The sequence below is a fragment of the Pseudomonas sp. IT-P4 genome (assembly GCF_949767755.1).
Taxonomy (GTDB): domain Bacteria; phylum Pseudomonadota; class Gammaproteobacteria; order Pseudomonadales; family Pseudomonadaceae; genus Aquipseudomonas; species Aquipseudomonas monachiensis.
The window spans coordinates 100598-119230 of record NZ_CATKPX010000078.1; the positions used below are offsets into that span (position 1 = coordinate 100598).

Annotated in this window: 18 protein-coding genes; 8 read left to right on the forward strand and 10 right to left on the reverse strand. The window is 56.0% G+C overall.

Annotated features, from left to right (window positions below; genetic code table 11):
- Positions 1–8: 8 nt before the first annotated feature.
- From ACM6IT_RS25065 to ACM6IT_RS25085, 5 genes are read right to left on the reverse strand one after another with little or no spacing between them, the layout of a single operon-like run.
- The gene (locus ACM6IT_RS25065) at positions 9–1181 is read right to left on the reverse strand and encodes an MFS transporter (RefSeq protein WP_414918915.1); all 1173 of its coding nucleotides are present in this window, start codon (positions 1179–1181) and stop codon (positions 9–11) included.
- Positions 1178–1522: a c-type cytochrome gene (locus tag ACM6IT_RS25070; RefSeq protein WP_090454392.1), complete on the reverse strand. Its 345-nt coding sequence runs from the start codon at positions 1520–1522 to the stop codon at positions 1178–1180. Before ACM6IT_RS25070 ends, ACM6IT_RS25065 begins: the two co-directional genes overlap by 4 nt.
- Entirely contained in the window at positions 1519–3195 is a 1677-nt protein-coding gene (locus tag ACM6IT_RS25075) for an FAD-binding oxidoreductase (protein ID WP_090454390.1), read from the reverse strand. The genes ACM6IT_RS25070 and ACM6IT_RS25075 overlap by 4 nt, the downstream gene beginning before the upstream one ends.
- Positions 3196–3198: 3 nt before the next feature.
- Entirely contained in the window at positions 3199–3654 is a 456-nt protein-coding gene (locus ACM6IT_RS25080; protein WP_139212656.1) for a hypothetical protein, read from the reverse strand.
- 2 nt (positions 3655–3656) lie between these two features.
- Positions 3657–3899: a hypothetical protein gene (locus ACM6IT_RS25085; RefSeq protein ID WP_414918916.1), complete on the reverse strand. Its 243-nt coding sequence runs from the start codon at positions 3897–3899 to the stop codon at positions 3657–3659.
- 332 nt (positions 3900–4231) lie between these two features.
- Here ACM6IT_RS25085 and ACM6IT_RS25090 point away from each other — a divergent pair, with 332 nt between their 5' ends.
- Positions 4232–4825, forward strand: a complete 594-nt coding sequence (locus ACM6IT_RS25090; protein ID WP_056723297.1) for a TetR/AcrR family transcriptional regulator — start codon at positions 4232–4234, stop codon at positions 4823–4825.
- Positions 4826–4933: 108 nt separating this feature from the next.
- Here ACM6IT_RS25090 and ACM6IT_RS25095 read toward each other — a convergent pair whose 3' ends face one another.
- Positions 4934–6046 (reverse strand): FAD-dependent oxidoreductase, encoded by a 1113-nt coding sequence (locus ACM6IT_RS25095; protein ID WP_414918917.1) that lies wholly within the window; start codon positions 6044–6046, stop codon positions 4934–4936.
- A 500-nt stretch (positions 6047–6546) separates the two neighbouring features.
- Between ACM6IT_RS25095 and ACM6IT_RS25100 the strand changes: the two genes are divergently transcribed.
- From ACM6IT_RS25100 to ACM6IT_RS25110, 3 genes are read left to right on the forward strand one after another with little or no spacing between them, the layout of a single operon-like run.
- Positions 6547–7551 (forward strand): ornithine cyclodeaminase family protein, encoded by a 1005-nt coding sequence (locus ACM6IT_RS25100; protein ID WP_414918918.1) that lies wholly within the window; start codon positions 6547–6549, stop codon positions 7549–7551.
- Between the two features lie 46 nt (positions 7552–7597).
- Positions 7598–8608, forward strand: a complete 1011-nt coding sequence (locus ACM6IT_RS25105; protein ID WP_090454380.1) for a dihydrodipicolinate synthase family protein — start codon at positions 7598–7600, stop codon at positions 8606–8608.
- 28 nt (positions 8609–8636) lie between these two features.
- The gene (locus ACM6IT_RS25110; RefSeq protein WP_414918964.1) at positions 8637–10088 is read left to right on the forward strand and encodes an NAD-dependent succinate-semialdehyde dehydrogenase; all 1452 of its coding nucleotides are present in this window, start codon (positions 8637–8639) and stop codon (positions 10086–10088) included.
- Positions 10089–10323: 235 nt separating this feature from the next.
- Here the strand turns inward: ACM6IT_RS25110 and ACM6IT_RS25115 are convergent, their stop codons facing one another.
- On the reverse strand, positions 10324–11238 hold the full coding sequence (locus ACM6IT_RS25115) for a LysR substrate-binding domain-containing protein (protein WP_095152415.1): 915 nt from the start codon (positions 11236–11238) through the stop codon (positions 10324–10326).
- 213 nt (positions 11239–11451) lie between these two features.
- Here ACM6IT_RS25115 and ACM6IT_RS25120 point away from each other — a divergent pair, with 213 nt between their 5' ends.
- The 4 genes from ACM6IT_RS25120 (at position 11452) to ACM6IT_RS25135 (ending at position 15485) form a co-directional block, all read left to right on the forward strand.
- Positions 11452–12201, forward strand: coding sequence for an SDR family NAD(P)-dependent oxidoreductase (locus tag ACM6IT_RS25120; RefSeq protein ID WP_090455942.1), 750 nt, complete (start codon positions 11452–11454; stop codon positions 12199–12201).
- 100 nt (positions 12202–12301) lie between these two features.
- Positions 12302–13600 (forward strand): MFS transporter, encoded by a 1299-nt coding sequence (locus ACM6IT_RS25125; protein WP_090454375.1) that lies wholly within the window; start codon positions 12302–12304, stop codon positions 13598–13600.
- Between the two features lie 17 nt (positions 13601–13617).
- Positions 13618–14466, forward strand: coding sequence for a transketolase (locus ACM6IT_RS25130; RefSeq protein WP_414918919.1), 849 nt, complete (start codon positions 13618–13620; stop codon positions 14464–14466).
- Positions 14463–15485 carry a transketolase family protein gene (locus tag ACM6IT_RS25135; protein WP_414918920.1) on the forward strand — a complete coding sequence of 341 codons (1023 nt, stop codon included), beginning with the start codon at positions 14463–14465 and terminating at the stop codon, positions 15483–15485. The genes ACM6IT_RS25130 and ACM6IT_RS25135 overlap by 4 nt, the downstream gene beginning before the upstream one ends.
- 124 nt (positions 15486–15609) lie before the next feature.
- Here ACM6IT_RS25135 and ACM6IT_RS25140 read toward each other — a convergent pair whose 3' ends face one another.
- From ACM6IT_RS25140 to ACM6IT_RS25150, 3 genes are read right to left on the reverse strand one after another with little or no spacing between them, the layout of a single operon-like run.
- Positions 15610–16518 (reverse strand): alpha/beta hydrolase, encoded by a 909-nt coding sequence (locus ACM6IT_RS25140; protein WP_414918921.1) that lies wholly within the window; start codon positions 16516–16518, stop codon positions 15610–15612.
- A 37-nt stretch (positions 16519–16555) separates the two neighbouring features.
- Positions 16556–17512 carry a PDR/VanB family oxidoreductase gene (locus ACM6IT_RS25145; RefSeq protein WP_305384690.1) on the reverse strand — a complete coding sequence of 319 codons (957 nt, stop codon included), beginning with the start codon at positions 17510–17512 and terminating at the stop codon, positions 16556–16558.
- A gap of 1 nt (position 17513) precedes the next feature.
- Complete coding sequence (locus tag ACM6IT_RS25150) at positions 17514–18566, reverse strand: Rieske 2Fe-2S domain-containing protein (protein WP_414918922.1); 1053 nt, start codon at positions 18564–18566, stop codon at positions 17514–17516.
- Positions 18567–18633: the final 67 nt, after the last annotated feature.

The following is an 18633-nucleotide window of genomic DNA, read 5'->3' on the forward strand; positions in this document are numbered from 1 at the left end:
GTTTTTCATCACGCCTTACGGGTACCAAGGCGAAAGCAGAGGGCGGACAAAAGCCCCAATACCAACGCCGCCCAGCCCAAGCTGCCATAGCCAACATGCAGGGCGAGCACGCCCCCCAGGAGTGGGCCAGTAGCCGAACCCGCCATGACCATCACCGGAGTGGCTGCGACCACGCGACCGGACGGATCCAGACGCGCAAGTACCCCGAATGCGAACACATGGGTGAATGTGACGACGGCGATGAGAACTGAGGTCGCTACGATGTAAACCCCGTAACCACTGAACTGGGTCACAGCAACTGCAGCAGTGGCTTGTATCAGAGGACCCGCAATAACTACGCCCGAGGCCGGCAAGCGGCGTTCAAGGAGACTGGAAAGGGCGACAGGAACGAGATTCACGAAGCCACTGATGACAAGCACTGTGGTGATCTGCGCCGCGCTGAATCCGTGCCAGCTTCCTACACGCTCGATGAATCCGAAGACCATCGAATGGCTCACCATCAATAGACTCACGCCAGCGATGCCGAACCATACTCGCGTAGGCAACTTGGCGAGCTTGGATTGATCGTGCTGGATCGCACGGGCTACCTTCGGAAAAGCCAGCAGTGCGGCGAGTGCGGCAGTAAACATGATGCCCGACATTGTGTAGAAGAATATGTTCGGGCCGTTCTTGCCCACTAGCGGAGGCAGCGTCGCCATCACCAGGATGGACAGCAGGCTCAGCGAGCTAAATGCCATTGCCGCTGTGCGGTGCGGATTAGCAGTGCTACCCATCGTCCCGTGAACGATCGACAGGCCGCAGCCGACCGCCAGACCTGCCACGACATGCGCCGAAGCCAAAAGGGTATAGCTACCACTTACACTTGGCATGCTGGCGAAGGCCATACCCGCCACGGCATAAGCCGCCGACGCAATGCGCTTGCGGTTGAGTCGGGATAGTTTTGGTGCAATACACAGGCTGCTAAGCACGACCGACCCGAGGAACAGAGTCAGCAAGAACCCGGCACGCTGCGGATCAAGTGCCAGTTGCCCGATCAGGACGATTCCAACCCAGATCGGCAAAGTGGTGATATCCATCAGGCCAGCGCAATGCCCGATGACGAGCGCCGCGGTACCGTTGCGGGCTTCCTTCCGGTTACCAGCAGCCTTCGTCAGAGTGTCAGAAACAGAATGTGAGCTCATTGGTCTTTGGCCTTTAGGTAGTCGACAAGCAATTCAAGGTCGGCGTCGGTTATTTCGGTTTTACGAAATGCCGGCATGATCAGTACGCCCTTGCGAACGAAATGTTCGATGAAGGCCGGAGGCATATCAGTGCGCTCTTCCAATGCAGCCGGTAAGCTGCCGCCGTACTTGGCCGCCAGTGAAGCAGTGCCGGGCATGCGTGGTGATGCGGCGTGACAAATCCCGCACCACTGATCGAAAATCTGCTTGCCGCGATGGGCTGGTACTGCTTGCTTGGCCGGTTCGGAGGCGACTGCGAGACCTGCCAACATCATCAGCACGATGAGGCGATTCGTCTTCATTGGGCGCCCTTCCTCAAGTGCCTGGGCCAGATGCCGTAGCGGCCCGGCGAAAGAATCCCGTTGGGATCAATGGCGTCCTTGATGACCTCGTTCAAGCGCAAGAGACTGTTGTTGTTATACGAATACAGGCCCATGGCCTGGTCCTGGAATTCCGGGTGGCAACGGTATTCGCCCCAGCCATGCTGTGCGCCGATATCGAGCAGTGTCCGATACGCCTTGATGGAGGCCTTGTTCATCGACGCATCATCGGTGATCGGGAACCCCACGATGAAAAGGAAAGCACGCTCGAAAAACGGCGCAGGCAATGCAAAAGGCCTGAGGTTCCAGATCGGTACATTCTGCAGCGCAGGCAGCGTCCGGTATGCCTCTTCGAAGACGCGATTGGCTTCAAGAATGCCTTGCGCAGTCTGTGGAATAACCGGAGAGAACCACATATGGCCGCGCATCGGATGCGGGTTGCCTCCTGCACGTGTTCCCATGCCGAAGAAATCCATATTCGGTACACCCACATCCTGAGGGTAAACCGTCCACTCAGCGGAAGCTTTGCGCGGATCGCTCTGAATCTGGCCAGCCTGAAAGCGAACACCCTTGATCGATTTTTCCGCCAGCTCCTGTACCGCCTCCCACTGGGCCTGGATCACCTTCGGTGGTCCGTAGAACTTCAGGTTAAGCACCCAGTAAGGAATGTTGTTGTCCAGCCCATACTTCTGCAGTTCAGCCGAGTAACCAACACTGGCTTTCGCAATCAGATCAGCATGCTGCTTCTGCAACTGCGGCGGACCTTCGTAAAAGGCGTCTACAAGATGTTTCGTGTAATTGCTGATGCCGAGCAGTGGACTGCCCATTTCCGGCGCACCAGAGGCTAAGCCGGTGTTCTCGACGTACTTGAGCAATTCCACTACGGCGTGCAGATCGTCATAACGCGCGGCCATCACCATGCCGTGCATGAAGGCCTCGGGTGCCGGCATCAACCAGATGCCCATCTTGGTGACAACGCCGAAATTGGACTGGGAAAAAATGCCGTCCAGGATCGGCCCCATCCCCATCTTGAATTGTCCCCACGTCTGGGAACCGGGTAGCGCTCCCATTCCTGTGCGAACCATTTCCCCATTGGCCAGCACCACCTCCATGCCGCAGTGCGAATCGAAATGGTTGCGAAAGCGCGACAGCGTGTGACCTACACCATGGTCAAGCGCATTACCAACCACACTGCCCCAGCCCGGGTCGGCGACATCCAACCACACTTTCAGGCCACGTTCCTGGATGTAGTTATACAGATCGAAATAGCTGACGCCGGGCTCCACGATTGCGTAGCCGTTGCTTTCGTTGACCTCAATGATGCGGTTCATCCGCTTCAGATCCAGCACAACACTGCCGCCATGATTGGGCGCTGAACCGCCGTAGCCGAGGTTTTTGCCGGTGGAAATCGTATAAAGCGGTATGCGGTGCTTATCGGCAATGCGCACGACCGCCTGCACCTCTTCAACCGAACCGGGCGCCACGGCAGCTGATGCGCTTCGATCCTCGGGCGTGTCGCGCAGCGGGGAATAAGAATCGCGGTAGGGAAACAGATCCTCGTCCTCAACGAAGACCCATTCTTTTCCGACTACACCAGCAAACGCCTGTAGTGCGACGGAAAAAACTTCGGGGGAAACATTCGGGGGTGTTCTCATAATTCACGCGATGATCCATGAAACCAAAGGATTGGGTTGGCTCGCCGGTACGTCGTACTGATGCAGCACAACCGTACGGCGCGACTGGCTGCGTGCTTGTTCTGCAAGGCAATGCCAAACCTCGCGCGTAGTGAGTCCGGCGACAGCGCCACCTTGCTCACGCCAAAACGGTACGAGCGATTCCTGCCAAAGCCTCGTGAGTCCATTTGTGACTTCAAGCCGCGCACTATCTTTTTTGGCATGCTCAATGGCGAAAGCAAGGCTTTGCGGCAATCGGCGGTCCGTCACGACAAAGCGAACATCAAACTGATTGGGGTCGAATGGTTCTAGAATGATCTCTCGGGATGGCTTCGCGAGCACCGGTAGCGCCCCCAGCATGGCGAGCGTCGCAGCACTTGCGGTGGACACGAGAAACTGGCGCCGCCCAAATCTAAGATTGGAAATATTGGGGATCGACATGCTCACTCCCCGAAAGTGTTGAGGAATGTAGCGGAGCTCTGAACTCCGATTAAGAGACTGGGATCGGCGTCGAGGATCGAGCCGGTGGTATAGCGCGTCGAAGCAGCGTTGATGGGGAAGTTTTGGAAATCAGCGGGCGCGAAGTGCTTGTCGCGTTCAGCCACCTGCTCACTGGTCGAGTGCCAGATACGGCCCACAATGGTATCGGTCGCAACATCGCCTTTCAGGCTCGAACCCTGATGCATGTTTGTCTCCTCCGCGCGTTCTTGTTGTTGTGCCCGTGACAGGCTTCATATGCGCGAAACAAACATATACGATCCGTACCGTTTTGTGCAAGCTAACTGTTTACTATTTCGTCAGCTGGCAGCCTTCATCTGCCTACGGAGTCAGCCCCCACGGGCCTCCCGCATTCGCCCGGCCAGACTCAAAGCGTTTTTTACATTGCTTCTTGAGTGGTCTGTTGGCTACGATCAGAAACGCCTCAGCTTGATTTCAGCAGGCAGCCGCCCACGCAGCAGAGTGAGCACATGCAGCATTACGCTCCTGTTAAAATTAGTCATTTATTAAGGAATACTTTATGCAGGAGAAGTCTTTAGGACGACCACGCAGCGAAGCTACTCGGCTGCAAATACTGAATTCGACCATAAAGTTGCTACACGAGAACTCTATTCAGGCCATCTCGATTGAGGCAATTGCAAAGGAAGCCGGGGTCAGCAAAGCAACGATCTACAGATGGTGGGACTCTAAAGCGCTGCTCGTGATTGACGCATTCATTGAAAACCATCTTCTCAAGACTCCACTGCCAATTGAACTCGGCCCAAAAAAGGCCATCGCTGCTCATTTCCGCACACTGGTAGAGCAGTTTTCTGGTTGGCCAGGCCGAATCCTTGCTCAAATCATAGCCGAGGGACAATCTGACCCTTCTGTATTACGAGCCTTTCGAGAGAGATTCCACTATGGGCGACGCGCGATAGTTAAAGAAACACTTGAAGAATGGAAACGCAGCGGTGAGATCCCAAGCGATACCGATGTCGAGTCGCTTATGGACATAATCTACTCAGCAGTCTACATGCGCTTGTTGGTTGGCCACGCCCCATTAAACGAGGAATTTGCTAAGTCGCATATCGACTACATATACCACTTGCTGGGAGTAACGAACTCAGAAAACTGAACAGCACTGTTTGGCTGCTGATCGTTATAAAAGTATGAGTTGACTTAGTCCCCATTCACCCTGAGAGGTGAATCGGGACTCTTTGATAGATAACGTCAAACTGATGGTTTAGATAGGCTGCCCCAAATATTGATAGGTTTTCAGCAATAGAGCCGCCGACTTCTCTCTATTTTTCAGTGGATCTTCCTGCTCAAAGCGACAAAGTTGCAATGACGCGTCACAAATGATTTTGCATCGTTCAAATCGGCGCTCGCTATACATCGCCAATGCCTCGTTAACCGATTGGGTCTTGGATACGCAGTCTGCAAGCACCACGGCATCTTCGATGGCCATCCCACCTCCCGACGTCATATGCGGCGTTGGAGAATGTGCAGCATCGCCGATGAGCACTACGCGGCCACGGTACCAAGGTGCCGGCACCAGAGTGATATCCAGCGGACGGAAGATAACCTGCTTGGCATCGGTCACCTGGTCAAGAGCTTCCAATACAGCGGGCGCGGTATATTCGGCAAGGCGCTCGCGAATCATCGCGCTCGCTTGATCCTCTGGTACCCGCAGAGGCTCCACACTGTTCTCGAGATAAAACAGGTAGCAGGTGTCCTCCGATGTCGGGAATGAACCCACTGTTTTCCCTGACGGGCTGCGGTACAAACAGAACCCATCAATCTGAGCCGGACGCGGCGCATTGAAACGCCATACACTCTGACCTGCAAAATGCGGCCTGCACTCGGCACCGAAAACCTGATCGCGGAGCTTGGAGTAGGCGCCATCTGCAGCCACAACCAAGTCATAGGTAGCCTCGCGACCATCCGAGAATTTAACTTCGACGCAGTCCCCACGGTCGTCGAGATGTTCAATCGTCAACCCTTTATCCAGAACCGCCCCTGCCCCTAGCGCTGCCGACTCCAGGATTCGAGCAAGTTCTGGCCGACGGATGCCACAGCTGGGAGGTGCAGGATCCGAACGCAGGAGCTGACCAGAGGAATCAAACTGCCGAAACGCGTCGAATCGCATACCACTGTCGAGACAAGGCTCCGCCAATCCGATCATGTCCAATGCTCGGACCGTGTTGTGTAACAAGCAAATGCCAGACCCTGCCGAGGGAATCCCCGGCTTGATATCAATACAGTGGACGTCCACTCCCGCCCTGCGCAGTGCATAAGCTGCGGTGGCACCGCCGATTCCGCTGCCTACAATCAAAACGCGTTTAACTTGACTCATTCTTGTCTCCTCTCCGCTTCTATGGCGGGTGGTAGCTGCTACTCAATTACACAGCTTGTTTGCCAATTCCGGTACATCGAAGTACGCCTCGGCAAGAGACATCCGCGACCGGGTCTAGCCCTCTTATAGTCATCTGCGGCAAGCCTTCAGGCGTCGCGCAGTACTGCTTCAATTGCAGCGACGAGCAAATCCACTGGGCAGGACTGTCCAAGCCTTCAACTACCCTCGCATCCCGCGCTTCATGCCGCTCATCAGACATCGGCGTTGCTAAGAACAAACCAAATCTATACGTTCCGTTTTGTTTCCGCAACCATGCCGAGTAAAACCTAGATTTACGCAATAGAGCCATTGACAACGGCAATCTCAGACAACAATACTTTGTATACGCATCGTTTTGTTAGTGCTACCTTCAGTTAGATAGCTATTCATAGCCGGAGCGCGGCTTATGTAGGCCGCCTCGCGTTTACTTCAACTCTCTCTGCCGTTTCGGAGCTCGACGCATGACCGCTAATTCCCAGTCTCCCGTGTTCGTTTCAAGCGCTGCCGCGCAGGCCGTTTTCCGTTGGAAAGATGCGATCGCCGCGCTTCAGGCCGCTTACGGGCAACACTTGCCAGCTAGGGCTACTCCACCTCGAACCGTTGCAAGTCTTGAGAAAACCTGGCTACGCACCTTGCCGGCTATTCCAGCAGGAGGACGTTACTTCGGTGCCAAGCTGATGGGCTCGAACATGGGGGATGCGCCACCGGGAATCGAGTACGTCATTGTCCTCTTCGACCGGACGACCAATCGCATTGCTGCTTTCATTGACGCAAATCTGGTGACTGGATTCCGGACTGCAGCTACGTCGGCAGCAGCCCTTGACCGCCTCGCTCCACAGAAACCTGCTCGTCTTGCCGTCATAGGAAGTGGGTTGGAAGCTTCGATGCACATCCGTGCTTTCGCCAGCGTCCGCGAACTAACTGAAATTGTCGTCTTCAGTCCGACTCCCGAACGTCGCGAAGCATTTGCCGCAGCTGCGACACGAGATCTCGGTGTGCCCGCCCGGGGTGTTGGCTCAGCACAAGAGGCCGTGGAAGGCGCCGACATTGTGCTCACCGCCGCACGCTCGCGTGATGAAAAGCCGATTCTGTTTGGCGATTGGTTGAAGTCGGGGGCCACAGTCGTTTCGATCGGCTCGACCATCCCGGAGCAGCGTGAAATAGACATTTCCGTCGTAGAGCGCAGTGACTTGATCATCTGCGACACCCTGGAAGAAGTGCTGGAAGAAACAGGAGACATGCTTGCTGCCCATACCGCCGGGATCGAATTTCGACACAAAGCCTTCAGCCTGTCTGACCTGATGAGTGGTGCCTGCAGTGAGCAGTTGAAGCAAGCCAAGGCCCCGATGTTCAAGTCAGTCGGCGGTGGTCTTCAAGACATTGTGGTAGCGGAACTCATCTTGACCAAGGCACTTGAAGCAGGGCTCGCAACACCACTGCCAATCGATTTTGAAACAAAGCGCTGAGCGAACAGCAACGACTATCACCAACCCTGACTAACAGGAGCCTTACATGGCCAATTACAATAAGAAGGACGCTCGAGACTGGGCACGCGAAAAACTCGTTGGGGTCGCCAACGTTACGATTCCAACAATGACCTCCGACTTCAAACGCATCAATGAGAAAGCCATTCGCCACGACGTAGAACTAGCAATCAAGCACGGCTTCGTCGGTTCGCTGTCCTGCTCGGAGGTAGCCATCACCCAAGAGCAGTACGGTGAGTTCTGTCAAATCATGGCCGATCAAGCAGCCGGCCGTCTCGTGATCGTTCACCACGCGGTGTTCAACACGCTGGAAGATAACATTGAGGCCGTGAAGCGAGCCGAAGCTGCCGGCGCCGACCTTGTACTGCTTGGCTATCCTCCGTTCTTCTATCCGAAGTCCTATGACGAAGTATTCGAGTACACCAAGGCGATCTGCGACGCGACGAACCTGGGCGTAATCATCTTCCCGCTGCCCGCCTGGGGTTTCAGCCGCTTGCACCCTGCCGATATTCCGCTGGCGGTGCTACGTCGCATGGTCGACGAGATCCCCAACGTCGTTGCAATCAAAGCCGAAGGCGGACTGCCTTACATCATGTCGGCGATCGAAGTTCACCGCGAATTCCATGAAGAAGTCGTTATCTCATCTCCGCTTGAATATGAGTACGTGCCTTTGGCACAAGTGATGGACATCCCATTCTGCGGAACCAACTACTCCTCTTACTACGGCCCATTGCTACCACAGATCCACAAGTTGATCCGTGCGGGCAACTACGATGAGGCAACTCAGCTCTGGTACAAAATGGATCCGGCACGTAAAGCGTTTGCAAGCCTGCCAATGGCGGCAAACGGGCTTCTCAATCGCATGATGTGGAAATACCAAGGCTGGTTGCAGGGTTACAACGGTGGTCCTATGCCGCACCCGACCCAACGCGTGTACCAGCGCGACATGGCTGTGCTACGTAAAGGGCTGGAAGCTGCTGGATTGAACCCGACCACCGACCTCGATGAAGCCTTCTTCATCGGTCGTAACTCCATTTGAGGTCTGCCCGATGAATAGCACCGCAACCTTGAATCTGAAAGACCCCGACCTGCTGCGTCAGGCAATGTTGATCGACGGCGAATGGGTCCAGGCAGACAGTGGTCAGACAATCGAGATACGCAATCCAGCCACTGGTGAATTGGTAGCGCGCGTACCAAACGGTGGAGAGACCGAGACTCGCCGCGCAATCGCAGCGGCCGAACGCGCCATGCAGGGATGGCGCAAGACGCTGCCAAAGGAGCGTGCAAAGGTCCTGCGCAAGCTCTATGAGCTAATGCTTGAAAACATCGAGGACCTGGCGGTCATCCTGACGGCCGAACAGGGTAAGCCCTTGGTGGAATCCCGTGGCGAAATCCTTTACGCCGCAAGCTTCATCGAATGGTTCGGGGAAGAGGCGAAGCGCGTGAATGGCGACATCATTCCGCAGAATGTGGACGGTCGGCGCATTCTCGTGCAGAAAGCCCCTATCGGTGTTTTTGCAGCCATCACACCGTGGAACTTCCCCTCCGCGATGATTACACGCAAAGCCGGTCCGGGCTGGGCGGTTGGTTGCGCTGGAGTTATCAAGCCGGCCAGTCAGACCCCCCTTTCGGCACTAGCTTTGGCCGTACTCGCCGAGCGCGCCGGTCTGCCGCCTGGTGTGTGTAACGTCGTCACGGGCTCGGCCCGCGCAATCGGCGGGGAGCTCACCGCAAACCCGGTCGTTCGCAAGTTGTCCTTCACAGGTTCGACCGAAGTTGGATCGCTGCTGCTGGCCCAGTGCGCTCCGACCATCAAAAAGGCGAGTATGGAACTGGGCGGCAACGCGCCGTTCATCGTCTTTGACGATGCTGATATCGATGCCGCAGTGAAAGGTGCAATTGCCGCCAAGTACCGCAACACAGGTCAAGCCTGCGTTGCCGCCAACCGCATGATCGTTCAATCGGGTGTTTACGATCAGTTTGCGAAGAAGCTCGCGGATGCAGCCGCTGCGCTCAGGGTCGGTAATGGCATGGATGACGGTGTGGTACTGGGTCCGCTCATCAATGGGGATGCAGTGCAAAAGGTCGAAGAGCACATTGCCGATGCGGTGGAAAAAGGTGCACGCATTGCTACCGGAGGCAAACGTCACCCCTTGGGCGGTAGTTACTTCGAGCCAACAGTGCTCACCGATGTGTCACGCGATGCACTGATATTCAATGATGAGACCTTCGGCCCTGTCGCTCCCCTCTTCCGTTTTGAGACTGAGGACGAGGCAATTGCGATGGCCAACGACACACCTTTTGGCTTGGCAGCCTATGTGTACGCACGTGACGTCGGTCTGATCTTCCGTGTCGTCGACAATCTTGAGTTTGGCATGGTGGGCGTCAACGAGGGGATGATCTCCACAGAAGTTGCACCCTTTGGCGGCGTGAAGAGCTCCGGACTTGGCCGGGAAGGCTCAAAATACGGGATCGACGACTACCTGGAAATCAAGTACGTCGCACTGGGCGGCTTGTAAGCCGGCGATAGTAGGTGAGGAGGTGTATGTCTATAAAACATGCGCCCTCACCTACACGCATTCATCACGGCGCTGTAAATTTTGCTCAATGGTCTCACTGATAAGACGTATCAGTGGGGCTCCAAACCCTCGTCTCGCTCTACGAGATCGACACAAGTTACGCATCTGATACCACGGCCAAAAGCAGACACTCGCTAGGCAATCTGATGAGATGCGGCGTGTAATGACATCCAGTTCAATAATTGAAGTCATGCCCCAACTCCGCCTGCATCCACTCCAGAAATCTTCTGACCCTTGGGAAGTTGGAATGCGCTTTCGGGAAAACCAGGTGGTGTGCAGTGATTGCCGCACTCAACTGCGGCACTACCTCGACCAACGTTCCACGCGCTAGATAGTCCTGCGCAAGCAGTGTGCTTTCCAGGGCAAATCCAAGTCCGTGGCTGGCTGCCTCCAGCGTCATATAGGAACGGTCAAAACTCAGTGTGTAAGGCTTTTCAGGGCGCGATAGACCATGTTGTGCAAACAACTGTGGCCACTTGATGAGCGTCGCCTCCGACAGAATCAGGTTGCAGTCCAGCAAATCCGCAACGGCACGAATGGGTCGTTTTTCCAGGAGTTTGGGAGACGCCATGACCGCGATTTTTTCATTGCGCACCGTGCGCACTTCGAAACTGGGCCAGTTGGGCATTCCGTGGCGGATGTCCACGTCGATCTTGTCCCGGCTGAAGTGCAGTGACTCATAGGAGCACGAAAGGTTGAGCTGGATGTCAGGATGACTCTGGCGGAATTGCTCCAGGCGCGGCATCAGCCACAGCAGTCCGAAACTGGGCGATGAGTGCAAGCGCAGGCAATCGAGGCTGAAGTCACTGGTCGCGCGCTCGGTCGCCACGGCAAGGCTGTGCAGGATGCCGGACACCTCGGTCAGATACTGCTCGCCCACCGGCGTCAGGGTCACACCTCTGGCGGTTCGGAAAAACAGCTGTCGCCCGATCATCGCTTCAAGCTTGGCCAATTGGTGGCTGACCGCCGAAGGCGTTAAATCCAGCAATTCGGCAGCGCGGGCGACATTGCCAAAGCGCGCTGTCTGCTCAAAGGCCTGAATGGCTTTCAGGGGTGGCAGTGTCGGGGGTACTTCGCCGGTTGAACGCATGGTGATGGTTTTTCCGCTGTAAATAGCCTGAGCCGGGCATCGAGCCATTCAACCATCCAACTGCACAAATGACGAGTGCTGAATTTTTTTCAGCACCCAGTGAAGTTCGCGTTATTGCTCAGGAACGGAGTGGAGCACAAGCTGAGTCATCGATTCGCTGCGGATCGACCCAATAGCACTAGCACTCTCCAATAAGAACAATGAGGTACTCCCATGCTTCTCCAAGGCAAAGTCGCGATCATCACCGGTGCAGCCTCCGCACGTGGCATTGGCCGCGCGACAGCGACCACCTTCGCGCAACAGGGCGCTCACGTCGTGATCCTTGACCTGGATGAATCCGCTGCCCGTGATGCCGCTGCTTCCTTGGGCGAAGGTCATCTCGGCCTTGCGGCCAACGTTGCTGACGAATCGCAGGTTCAGCAGGCCGTTGCCAAAATCATCGAACACTTCGGCCGCATCGACGTTCTCGTCAACAATGCCGGTATTACTCAGCCACTCAAGACTCTGGACATCCGCCCTTCAGACTACGACAAGGTGCTGGACGTCAGTCTGCGCGGCACCCTGCTGATGTCGCAGGCAGTGATTCCACACATGCGCCAACAATCTTCCGGTAGCATTGTGTGCATGTCTTCCGTTTCTGCTCAGCGGGGCGGCGGCATCTTTGGAGGCCCTCATTACAGTGCGGCCAAAGCCGGTGTACTGGGTCTGGGCAAAGCCATGGCACGCGAACTGGGGCCGGACAACATTCGCGTCAACTCCATCGCCCCCGGTTTGATTCACACCGACATCACCGGTGGCCTGATGCAGGACGATCGCCGCCACGCGATCATCGACGGCATTCCCCTGGGCCGACTCGGTGCAGCACAGGATGTCGCCAACGCCGCCCTGTTTCTGGCCAGCGACCTATCCTCTTACCTCACAGGCATCACTCTAGATGTGAACGGCGGCATGCTGATTCATTGAGTACACCTGGGCGGGCCTTTGCGGCTCGTGCGGTTCTGGATCGATGACGTAGCCGGGTCTCATGGCCTGGCAGTCAATAAAAACAAGAGATCAGACCATCATGACTACCCTGTCGCTCGAAGCGGTTTCGACCGTGCGTTCCAACGCCTACCGGAAAACGGCCTGGCGCTTGATGCCCTTCCTGATGCTGTGCTACCTGTGCGCTTACCTTGATCGCGTCAACGTCGGCTTTGCCAAGCTGCAAATGATGAACGATCTGGCGCTTAGCGAAACGGTCTATGGGCTTGGCGCCGGCATGTTCTTCATCGGCTATTTCCTCTGTGAAGTGCCTAGCAACATCATCTTGCACAAGGTCGGGGCGCGGGTCTGGATCGCGCGCATCATGATCACCTGGGGCATCGTTTCCGCTCTGTTCGCCTTCGTCGAAACCGCCTGGCAGTTCTACGCCCTTCGCTTTCTTTTAGGCATTGCCGAAGCCGGTCTCGCGCCTGGCCTGTTGCTCTACCTGACCTACTGGTTTCCATCCTATCGTCGCGCACGCATGACCGTGTTGTGGTTCATCGCCATTCCTCTGTCGGGGATGGTGGGTGGCCCCCTCTCCGGCTGGATCATGAATCACTTCGCCGGCATGCATGGCTGGGCAGGCTGGCAATGGATGTTCGTGTTGGAGGCTGTACCCACGGTCGTTGTCGGTCTTCTGGTACTGAGCTACCTCAAAGACGGAGTGCATCAGGCCACCTGGCTCAATGACGAAGAAAAAGCCCTGATCACTCGGGAGTTGGCTGAAGACGATCAGCAGAAAGTCACCCATGCCTCAGTCGGTGAATTCATTCGCGATCGTCGTCTGTGGTTGCTGGCTGCCATCTACTTCTGTGTGGTGATGGGACAGTACGCAATTACCTTCTGGCTGCCCACTCTGGTACGCAATTCAGGCGTTTCCGATCCACTACACATCGGCTTTCTGACCAGCCTGCCTTACCTCTGCGCCATTGCCGCCATGCTGCTGGTTGGACGCAGTGGTGACAAGCATCGCGAGCGCCGCTGGCACCTCATCGTACCAATGATTGCTGGCGCTATCGGCCTTAGCCTAGCGGCGCTAATGGGGGGAAATCCAACCCTGTCGATCCTCAGTCTTTGCCTGGCCGCATCCGGCATTTTGTCTGCGACCTCATTGTTCTGGATGTTACCGACCACGCTGCTTGGGGGCGTTTCTGCCGCCGCCGGCATCGCAGCGGTCAACAGCTTCGCCAACCTCGCGGGGTTCTGCTCGCCTTATCTGATCGGCTGGATCACCACAATCACCGGCTCAAGCGCCATCGGCATGTACCTGATCACTGGTGTGCTGTTCGCGGGGGCCGCTCTGGTACTGCGCATCCCCGCCGCCTTGGTCAATCGTTGAGTTAATGGAGTTTCACCATGACTACTAATCCTTCACTCGCTTCATCTACGACCCTGGTTGAACGCGCGCACAACATTCGCCGCCATGCGCTGCGAATGGGCCAAGTACAGGGACAGGGCTATGTTGGCCAGGCCCTCGGTGCTGCCGACCTGCTGGCAGCCTCCTACTTCCATGCCATGAACCATCGGCCTGCAGATCCTGAATGGGAAGAGCGTGATCGCTTCTATCTCTCCATCGGTCACTACGCCATTGCGCTGTACGCGGCCTTGATCGAAGCCGAAATCATCCCGCTCGACGAGCTGGAAACTTACGGTTCGGATGACAGCCGTCTGCCGATGTCGGGCATGGCCGCCTACACCCCGGGCATGGAAATCACCGGTGGCTCCTTGGGCCAGGGCCTGGGTATCGCGGTCGGTGCCTGCCTGGGCCTCAAGCGCAAGGGCTCGCCCTCCTTCGTTTACAACCTGCTGTCGGACGGCGAGTTGAATGAAGGCTCGACCTGGGAAGCGGTGATGTCGGCCTCGCATTGGAAACTCGACAACTTGATCGCGATCGTCGACGTCAACAACCAACAAGCCGATGGTTACTCCAGTGAAATCCTGTCGTTCGAACCCATCGTCGATCGCTGGCAAGCATTTGGTTGGTTTACTCAGCGCGTCGATGGCAATGACCTTGATGCTCTCGTCGCCGCCTTCGATGCCGCGCGCAACCATCCAACCGCCCAACCCCGCGTGATTATCTGCGACACAAAAATGGGCAAAGGCGTGCCGTTTCTGGAAACCCGCGAGAAGACCCACTTCATCCGCGTGGAAGAACACGAGTGGGATCTGGCACTGAGCAACCTTGAAGAAGGAAAAGACCAATGAGCAACACCGCTAACACGCCGACTTCGACTGGCGAGCCAATCAAAAAACGCCTGACTACCTCGGCGATGATCGCTTCCATTGCCTCAGAAGGCCAAGCGACTAAATCGGCCCCGTTCGGACACGCATTGGCTGCATTGGCGGATCAGCGCTCGGACATCGTCGGTCTTTCTGCTGACCTGTCCAAGTACACCGACCTGCACATCTTCGCCAAGGCCCATCCCGACCGTTTCTATCAAATGGGCATGGCCGAGCAATTGCTGATGAGCGCGGCCGCCGGCATGGCCCGAGAAGGCTTCGTGCCGTTTGCCACCACCTACGCGGTGTTCGCTTCGCGTCGTGCCTATGACTTCATCTGCATGGCCATCGCCGAGGAAAACCTCAACGTCAAGATCGTCTGCGGCCTGCCCGGCCTAACCACTGGTTACGGCCCAAGCCACCAGGCTACGGACGACCTGGCGATCTTCCGCGCCATGCCTAACTTGATGATCGTCGATCCGTGCGACGCACTAGAAATCGAACAGGCCGTGCCCGCCATCGCCGCGCATCAGGGGCCGGTGTACATGCGTTTGCTGCGCGGAAATGTGCCACTGGTGCTGGACGAGTACGGCTACAAGTTCGAGATCGGCAAAGCCAAGACCCTGCGCACCGGTAACGACGTTCTGATCATCTCCACCGGCCTGATGACCATGCGCGCACTGGAAGCCGCCAAGGCACTGCAAACCGACGGCGTCGATGTCGCCGTGCTGCACGTACCGACGATCAAACCCCTGGATGTGCAAACCCTTCTTGCCGAGGCAAGGAAGCCAGGTCGGCTGGTGGTCACAGCAGAAAACAGTTCGATCATTGGCGGTCTTGGCGAGGCCGTTGCAGGGGTGCTGCTGCGCAACGGAGTGACGCCAACTTTCAGGCAGATTGCTTTGCCCGACGCGTTCCTTGACGCAGGTGCCCTGCCGACGTTGCATGATCGTTACGGAATCTCAACTCAAGCCGTTTGCGCACAGATTAAAGGTTGGCTGTAACCGCACTCCAAAGGCACCTGCCCCCAGGTGCCGTTCAACTCGATGCAAGTTAGTAAACTTCCTCAGCCTCTAACGTCATGACTATGAAACCAGACGGGCTTCCTGATTCGGTAGCTCAAAGCAATCACCTGCAACGAGAGTCAACCGCCAACGCCCCTTGCCGTACCAGCACCCCGTTTATGAAATTGACGGCAGCGGCGAGCGCCTCACGCCCCTCGGAGAGCACCGGCGCATATGCCTGCCAGACATGAAACATACCGGGCCATACCTCCAGCCTGGTGTCCACGCCCGCTGATCCTGCGTTTCTCGCCAGACGTACTGCATCATCAAGTAGGATTTCACACTCCCCCACTTGAATCATCATTGGCGGTAACCCCTGCAGGTCAGCCTCCAAGATAGCAGTCTCGACCTGATCTACCAGGTAGGCGTCAGCACTGGCTTGCAACTTCTGAGGTGTAAGAAAGCAGTCCACTGCAATCTTGGTATGGATGCTTTCTCCGGTAAGAGCCAGATCCAGCCAAGGAGAAAACAGCACCACGCAACCTGGCAATTCCATTCCCATGGTCCTGGCGTGAATCAGGGCGGCCATGATCAAATGGCCTCCCGCCGAATCCCCCACCAATGCAATATCGTTTGCTCCTTCGCATTTAGCGAGTAACGCCGCATACGCAGTCAGAACATCTTGCTGTGCAGCAGGGTATGCATGTTCAGGTGTCAGTCGATAATCAACCACGTAAGCCGTGGAAGATGTACCGGCAGCAAGCGTGCCGGCGATTCCCTCAAAACCTTCAGCGCTGCCCACCATGAAACCACCACCGTGGACATAGAGCAAAGAGCGCTGGGAATCCACACAGGTTAACTTCCGCACAGGAACTCCACCGAGTGTCGACGCCGTGGAGCTGCAATCAGGCGGAGGCGAAAAACGCTTGCACAAGTGGTCAAAACCTATGCGAGCCTGCTGCAGCGATCCGGGTGGATTTTCTCGTCGAGAGAGCAGCTCATTACGAATAGCATTCAGTTCACAACTATTCATTCTTGCCTACCAATCAAAGAGTGACGTGGAGTGTCAGTCAGATATCAAGCACCAGTCTTGATGACTTGGCACGTGAAACACACTGCAGAATGACCGCATTGGAAGCACGCTCCTCTTCGCTGAGGACATAGTCCCTATGATCAACTTCACCCGCTAGCACCCGGCACTCACAGGTACGGCAAAGACCCTCCCGGCAGGAATAAGGCACCATTATCCCCACCTCTTCGAGTGCATCTAGAAGGCTGGTATCAGCTGGCACGGTTAACTCCATGCCACTGCGAGCAAGTTCCACTACGAAGCTTTTGTTCTGTTCCTTCTCAGGTGCATCCGACTCAGGTGCACTAAACAACTCGAAATGCACCTGGCCGGAAGGCAGGTAAGCCTGTGCGGCATCCCGTACCGCATTCATGAGCGGTGACGGCCCACAGCAATAGAGGTGGTCCGTTGCCTTTGCTTGTCGAGTAAACGCCTGCAGATCGGGACGACCAACCATTTCGTCATCCGAGTGAAATACTAATTTTCCGCCACGAGGAAGATGCTCGATGTAAGCAGCCCGGGACCGGGATCGGACGCAATAGAGAAGTTGCCATGGTTTGTCATTCGCATCGCACCAACGAATCATGCTAAGAATCGGCGTAATGCCGATACCGCCGGCGATAAAAAAATAGGTGCTTGCGTCGTGTGCCAGCGGGAAGTTATTGCGAACCGCGCTAATTTCGAGCAGGTCGCCAACTCGCAGATGTGCATGAATGAACGCTGAGCCACCCCGTGACGGCTCAGACAATCCGACCCCAATTGAGTAGCTTCCGTCCGAAGGATCGTACCGGTGAACGGAGTATTGCCTGATCAGACCATTTGGCAGGCGAATATCAATGTGCGAGCCCGCGTCGGCCACAGGAAGAGGTTGACCGTCCAAGGCCAGCAAGCAGATATCCATAATGGCGTCAGCAGCTTTCACTATCGCCATCACTCGAACGCGGTTCCAGTCGCTCATCTCAGACCTCCTGGATCTTGACGGGATTGCTTATCGCCTGCTCAGCCTTATAAGCATTCGCCACCAGCCATCTAAAATACGAAAGAGCAGCATCAGCTCCGATCGGAATCATTTTGAAATCGGAAGTCAACTTCAACATGCGATCTTGCGCATGAATCATATCGCTGTCCTCCTGGAACGCTGTGACGACCTGGTTGTGGATTGCCTGCGTGACCTCGGGGTCATCAATGGCGAAATTATGAGGCTGCGAAAAGAAGTAGTGCGTGGACTCGTCCGTCTCCGGGGTCAGCGCCTGAGTGCTGCGGAACTCTGCAGCATTGACTCGATCTCCCGCCTTGGCATTGTGGCCACTGGGCTGCATTCCCGAATCCATCAGGAAGATGCTCGGCAGCACGAAATCGTAGATATTCCAACGATCAACGGGCCCCGGATAATTTTTGATTTTCTGCACGAACGGTGCAGGTTTAATACCTTCACCCCAACGCGTTACTCGTACGCCGTTCTCCAGCTTTTCGACCTGAGGTATACAAGCCGCATAGGCCTCATCACCGCCCAGCGTGTTCGGATGAACGTAGGGCAAATGTGCGAGGTCAAGCAGATTGTCCGCGATCAGCAGGTAGTTGGTGGTGTAATAGGTGTAACCCTCAAGGCTTCGCCACTCAGGGTCATCCAGCCAATGCGTATCAGGGATCTGGGACGGATCCGCCAGGCTGGCATCACCCACCCAGATCCAGATCCACTTGTGCTTCTCCACGACTGGGAATGTGCGTACTTTAGCCTGCGGAGGAATGCGCTCTTGGCCGGGTATTTCGACGCAGCGCCCCGTCGTATCAAATAGAAGACCATGATACATACACCGAAGCTGATCGCCTTCCAGGCGTCCTTTCGATAGTGGAGCACCTCGGTGACAGCAACGGTCCTCGAAAGCCACAACTTTTCCGGAGCTATCCCGCCAAAGCGCCACTGGTACATTAAGAATCGTTCTTGCAAGAAGCTCGTCGACCGGAATCTCACTCGACCAAGCAGCTACATACCAAGCGTTACGAAGAAGCATGACCTTGACCTCATTTCTTGTTTTTGTTCTGGAAACTTTCCTTGCTGACTCTATGCTAGAGGTGGAT

Excerpts from the sequence above, each read along its gene's own strand:
- ACM6IT_RS25065 (WP_414918915.1), bottom strand. The coding sequence starts at position 1,181 with ATGAGCTCACATTCTGTTTCTGACACTCTGACGAAGGCTGCTGGTAAC.
- ACM6IT_RS25070 (WP_090454392.1), bottom strand. The coding sequence starts at position 1,522 with ATGAAGACGAATCGCCTCATCGTGCTGATGATGTTGGCAGGTCTCGCA.
- ACM6IT_RS25075 (WP_090454390.1), bottom strand. The coding sequence starts at position 3,195 with ATGAGAACACCCCCGAATGTTTCCCCCGAAGTTTTTTCCGTCGCACTA.
- ACM6IT_RS25080 (WP_139212656.1), bottom strand. The coding sequence starts at position 3,654 with ATGTCGATCCCCAATATTTCCAATCTTAGATTTGGGCGGCGCCAGTTT.
- ACM6IT_RS25085 (WP_414918916.1), bottom strand. The coding sequence starts at position 3,899 with ATGCATCAGGGTTCGAGCCTGAAAGGCGATGTTGCGACCGATACCATT.
- ACM6IT_RS25090 (WP_056723297.1), top strand. The coding sequence starts at position 4,232 with ATGCAGGAGAAGTCTTTAGGACGACCACGCAGCGAAGCTACTCGGCTG.
- ACM6IT_RS25095 (WP_414918917.1), bottom strand. The coding sequence starts at position 6,046 with ATGAGTCAAGTTAAACGCGTTTTGATTGTAGGCAGCGGAATCGGCGGT.
- ACM6IT_RS25100 (WP_414918918.1), top strand. The coding sequence starts at position 6,547 with ATGACCGCTAATTCCCAGTCTCCCGTGTTCGTTTCAAGCGCTGCCGCG.
- ACM6IT_RS25105 (WP_090454380.1), top strand. The coding sequence starts at position 7,598 with ATGGCCAATTACAATAAGAAGGACGCTCGAGACTGGGCACGCGAAAAA.
- ACM6IT_RS25115 (WP_095152415.1), bottom strand. The coding sequence starts at position 11,238 with ATGCGTTCAACCGGCGAAGTACCCCCGACACTGCCACCCCTGAAAGCC.
- ACM6IT_RS25120 (WP_090455942.1), top strand. The coding sequence starts at position 11,452 with ATGCTTCTCCAAGGCAAAGTCGCGATCATCACCGGTGCAGCCTCCGCA.
- ACM6IT_RS25125 (WP_090454375.1), top strand. The coding sequence starts at position 12,302 with ATGACTACCCTGTCGCTCGAAGCGGTTTCGACCGTGCGTTCCAACGCC.
- ACM6IT_RS25130 (WP_414918919.1), top strand. The coding sequence starts at position 13,618 with ATGACTACTAATCCTTCACTCGCTTCATCTACGACCCTGGTTGAACGC.
- ACM6IT_RS25135 (WP_414918920.1), top strand. The coding sequence starts at position 14,463 with ATGAGCAACACCGCTAACACGCCGACTTCGACTGGCGAGCCAATCAAA.
- ACM6IT_RS25140 (WP_414918921.1), bottom strand. The coding sequence starts at position 16,518 with ATGAATAGTTGTGAACTGAATGCTATTCGTAATGAGCTGCTCTCTCGA.
- ACM6IT_RS25145 (WP_305384690.1), bottom strand. The coding sequence starts at position 17,512 with ATGAGCGACTGGAACCGCGTTCGAGTGATGGCGATAGTGAAAGCTGCT.
- ACM6IT_RS25150 (WP_414918922.1), bottom strand. The coding sequence starts at position 18,566 with ATGCTTCTTCGTAACGCTTGGTATGTAGCTGCTTGGTCGAGTGAGATT.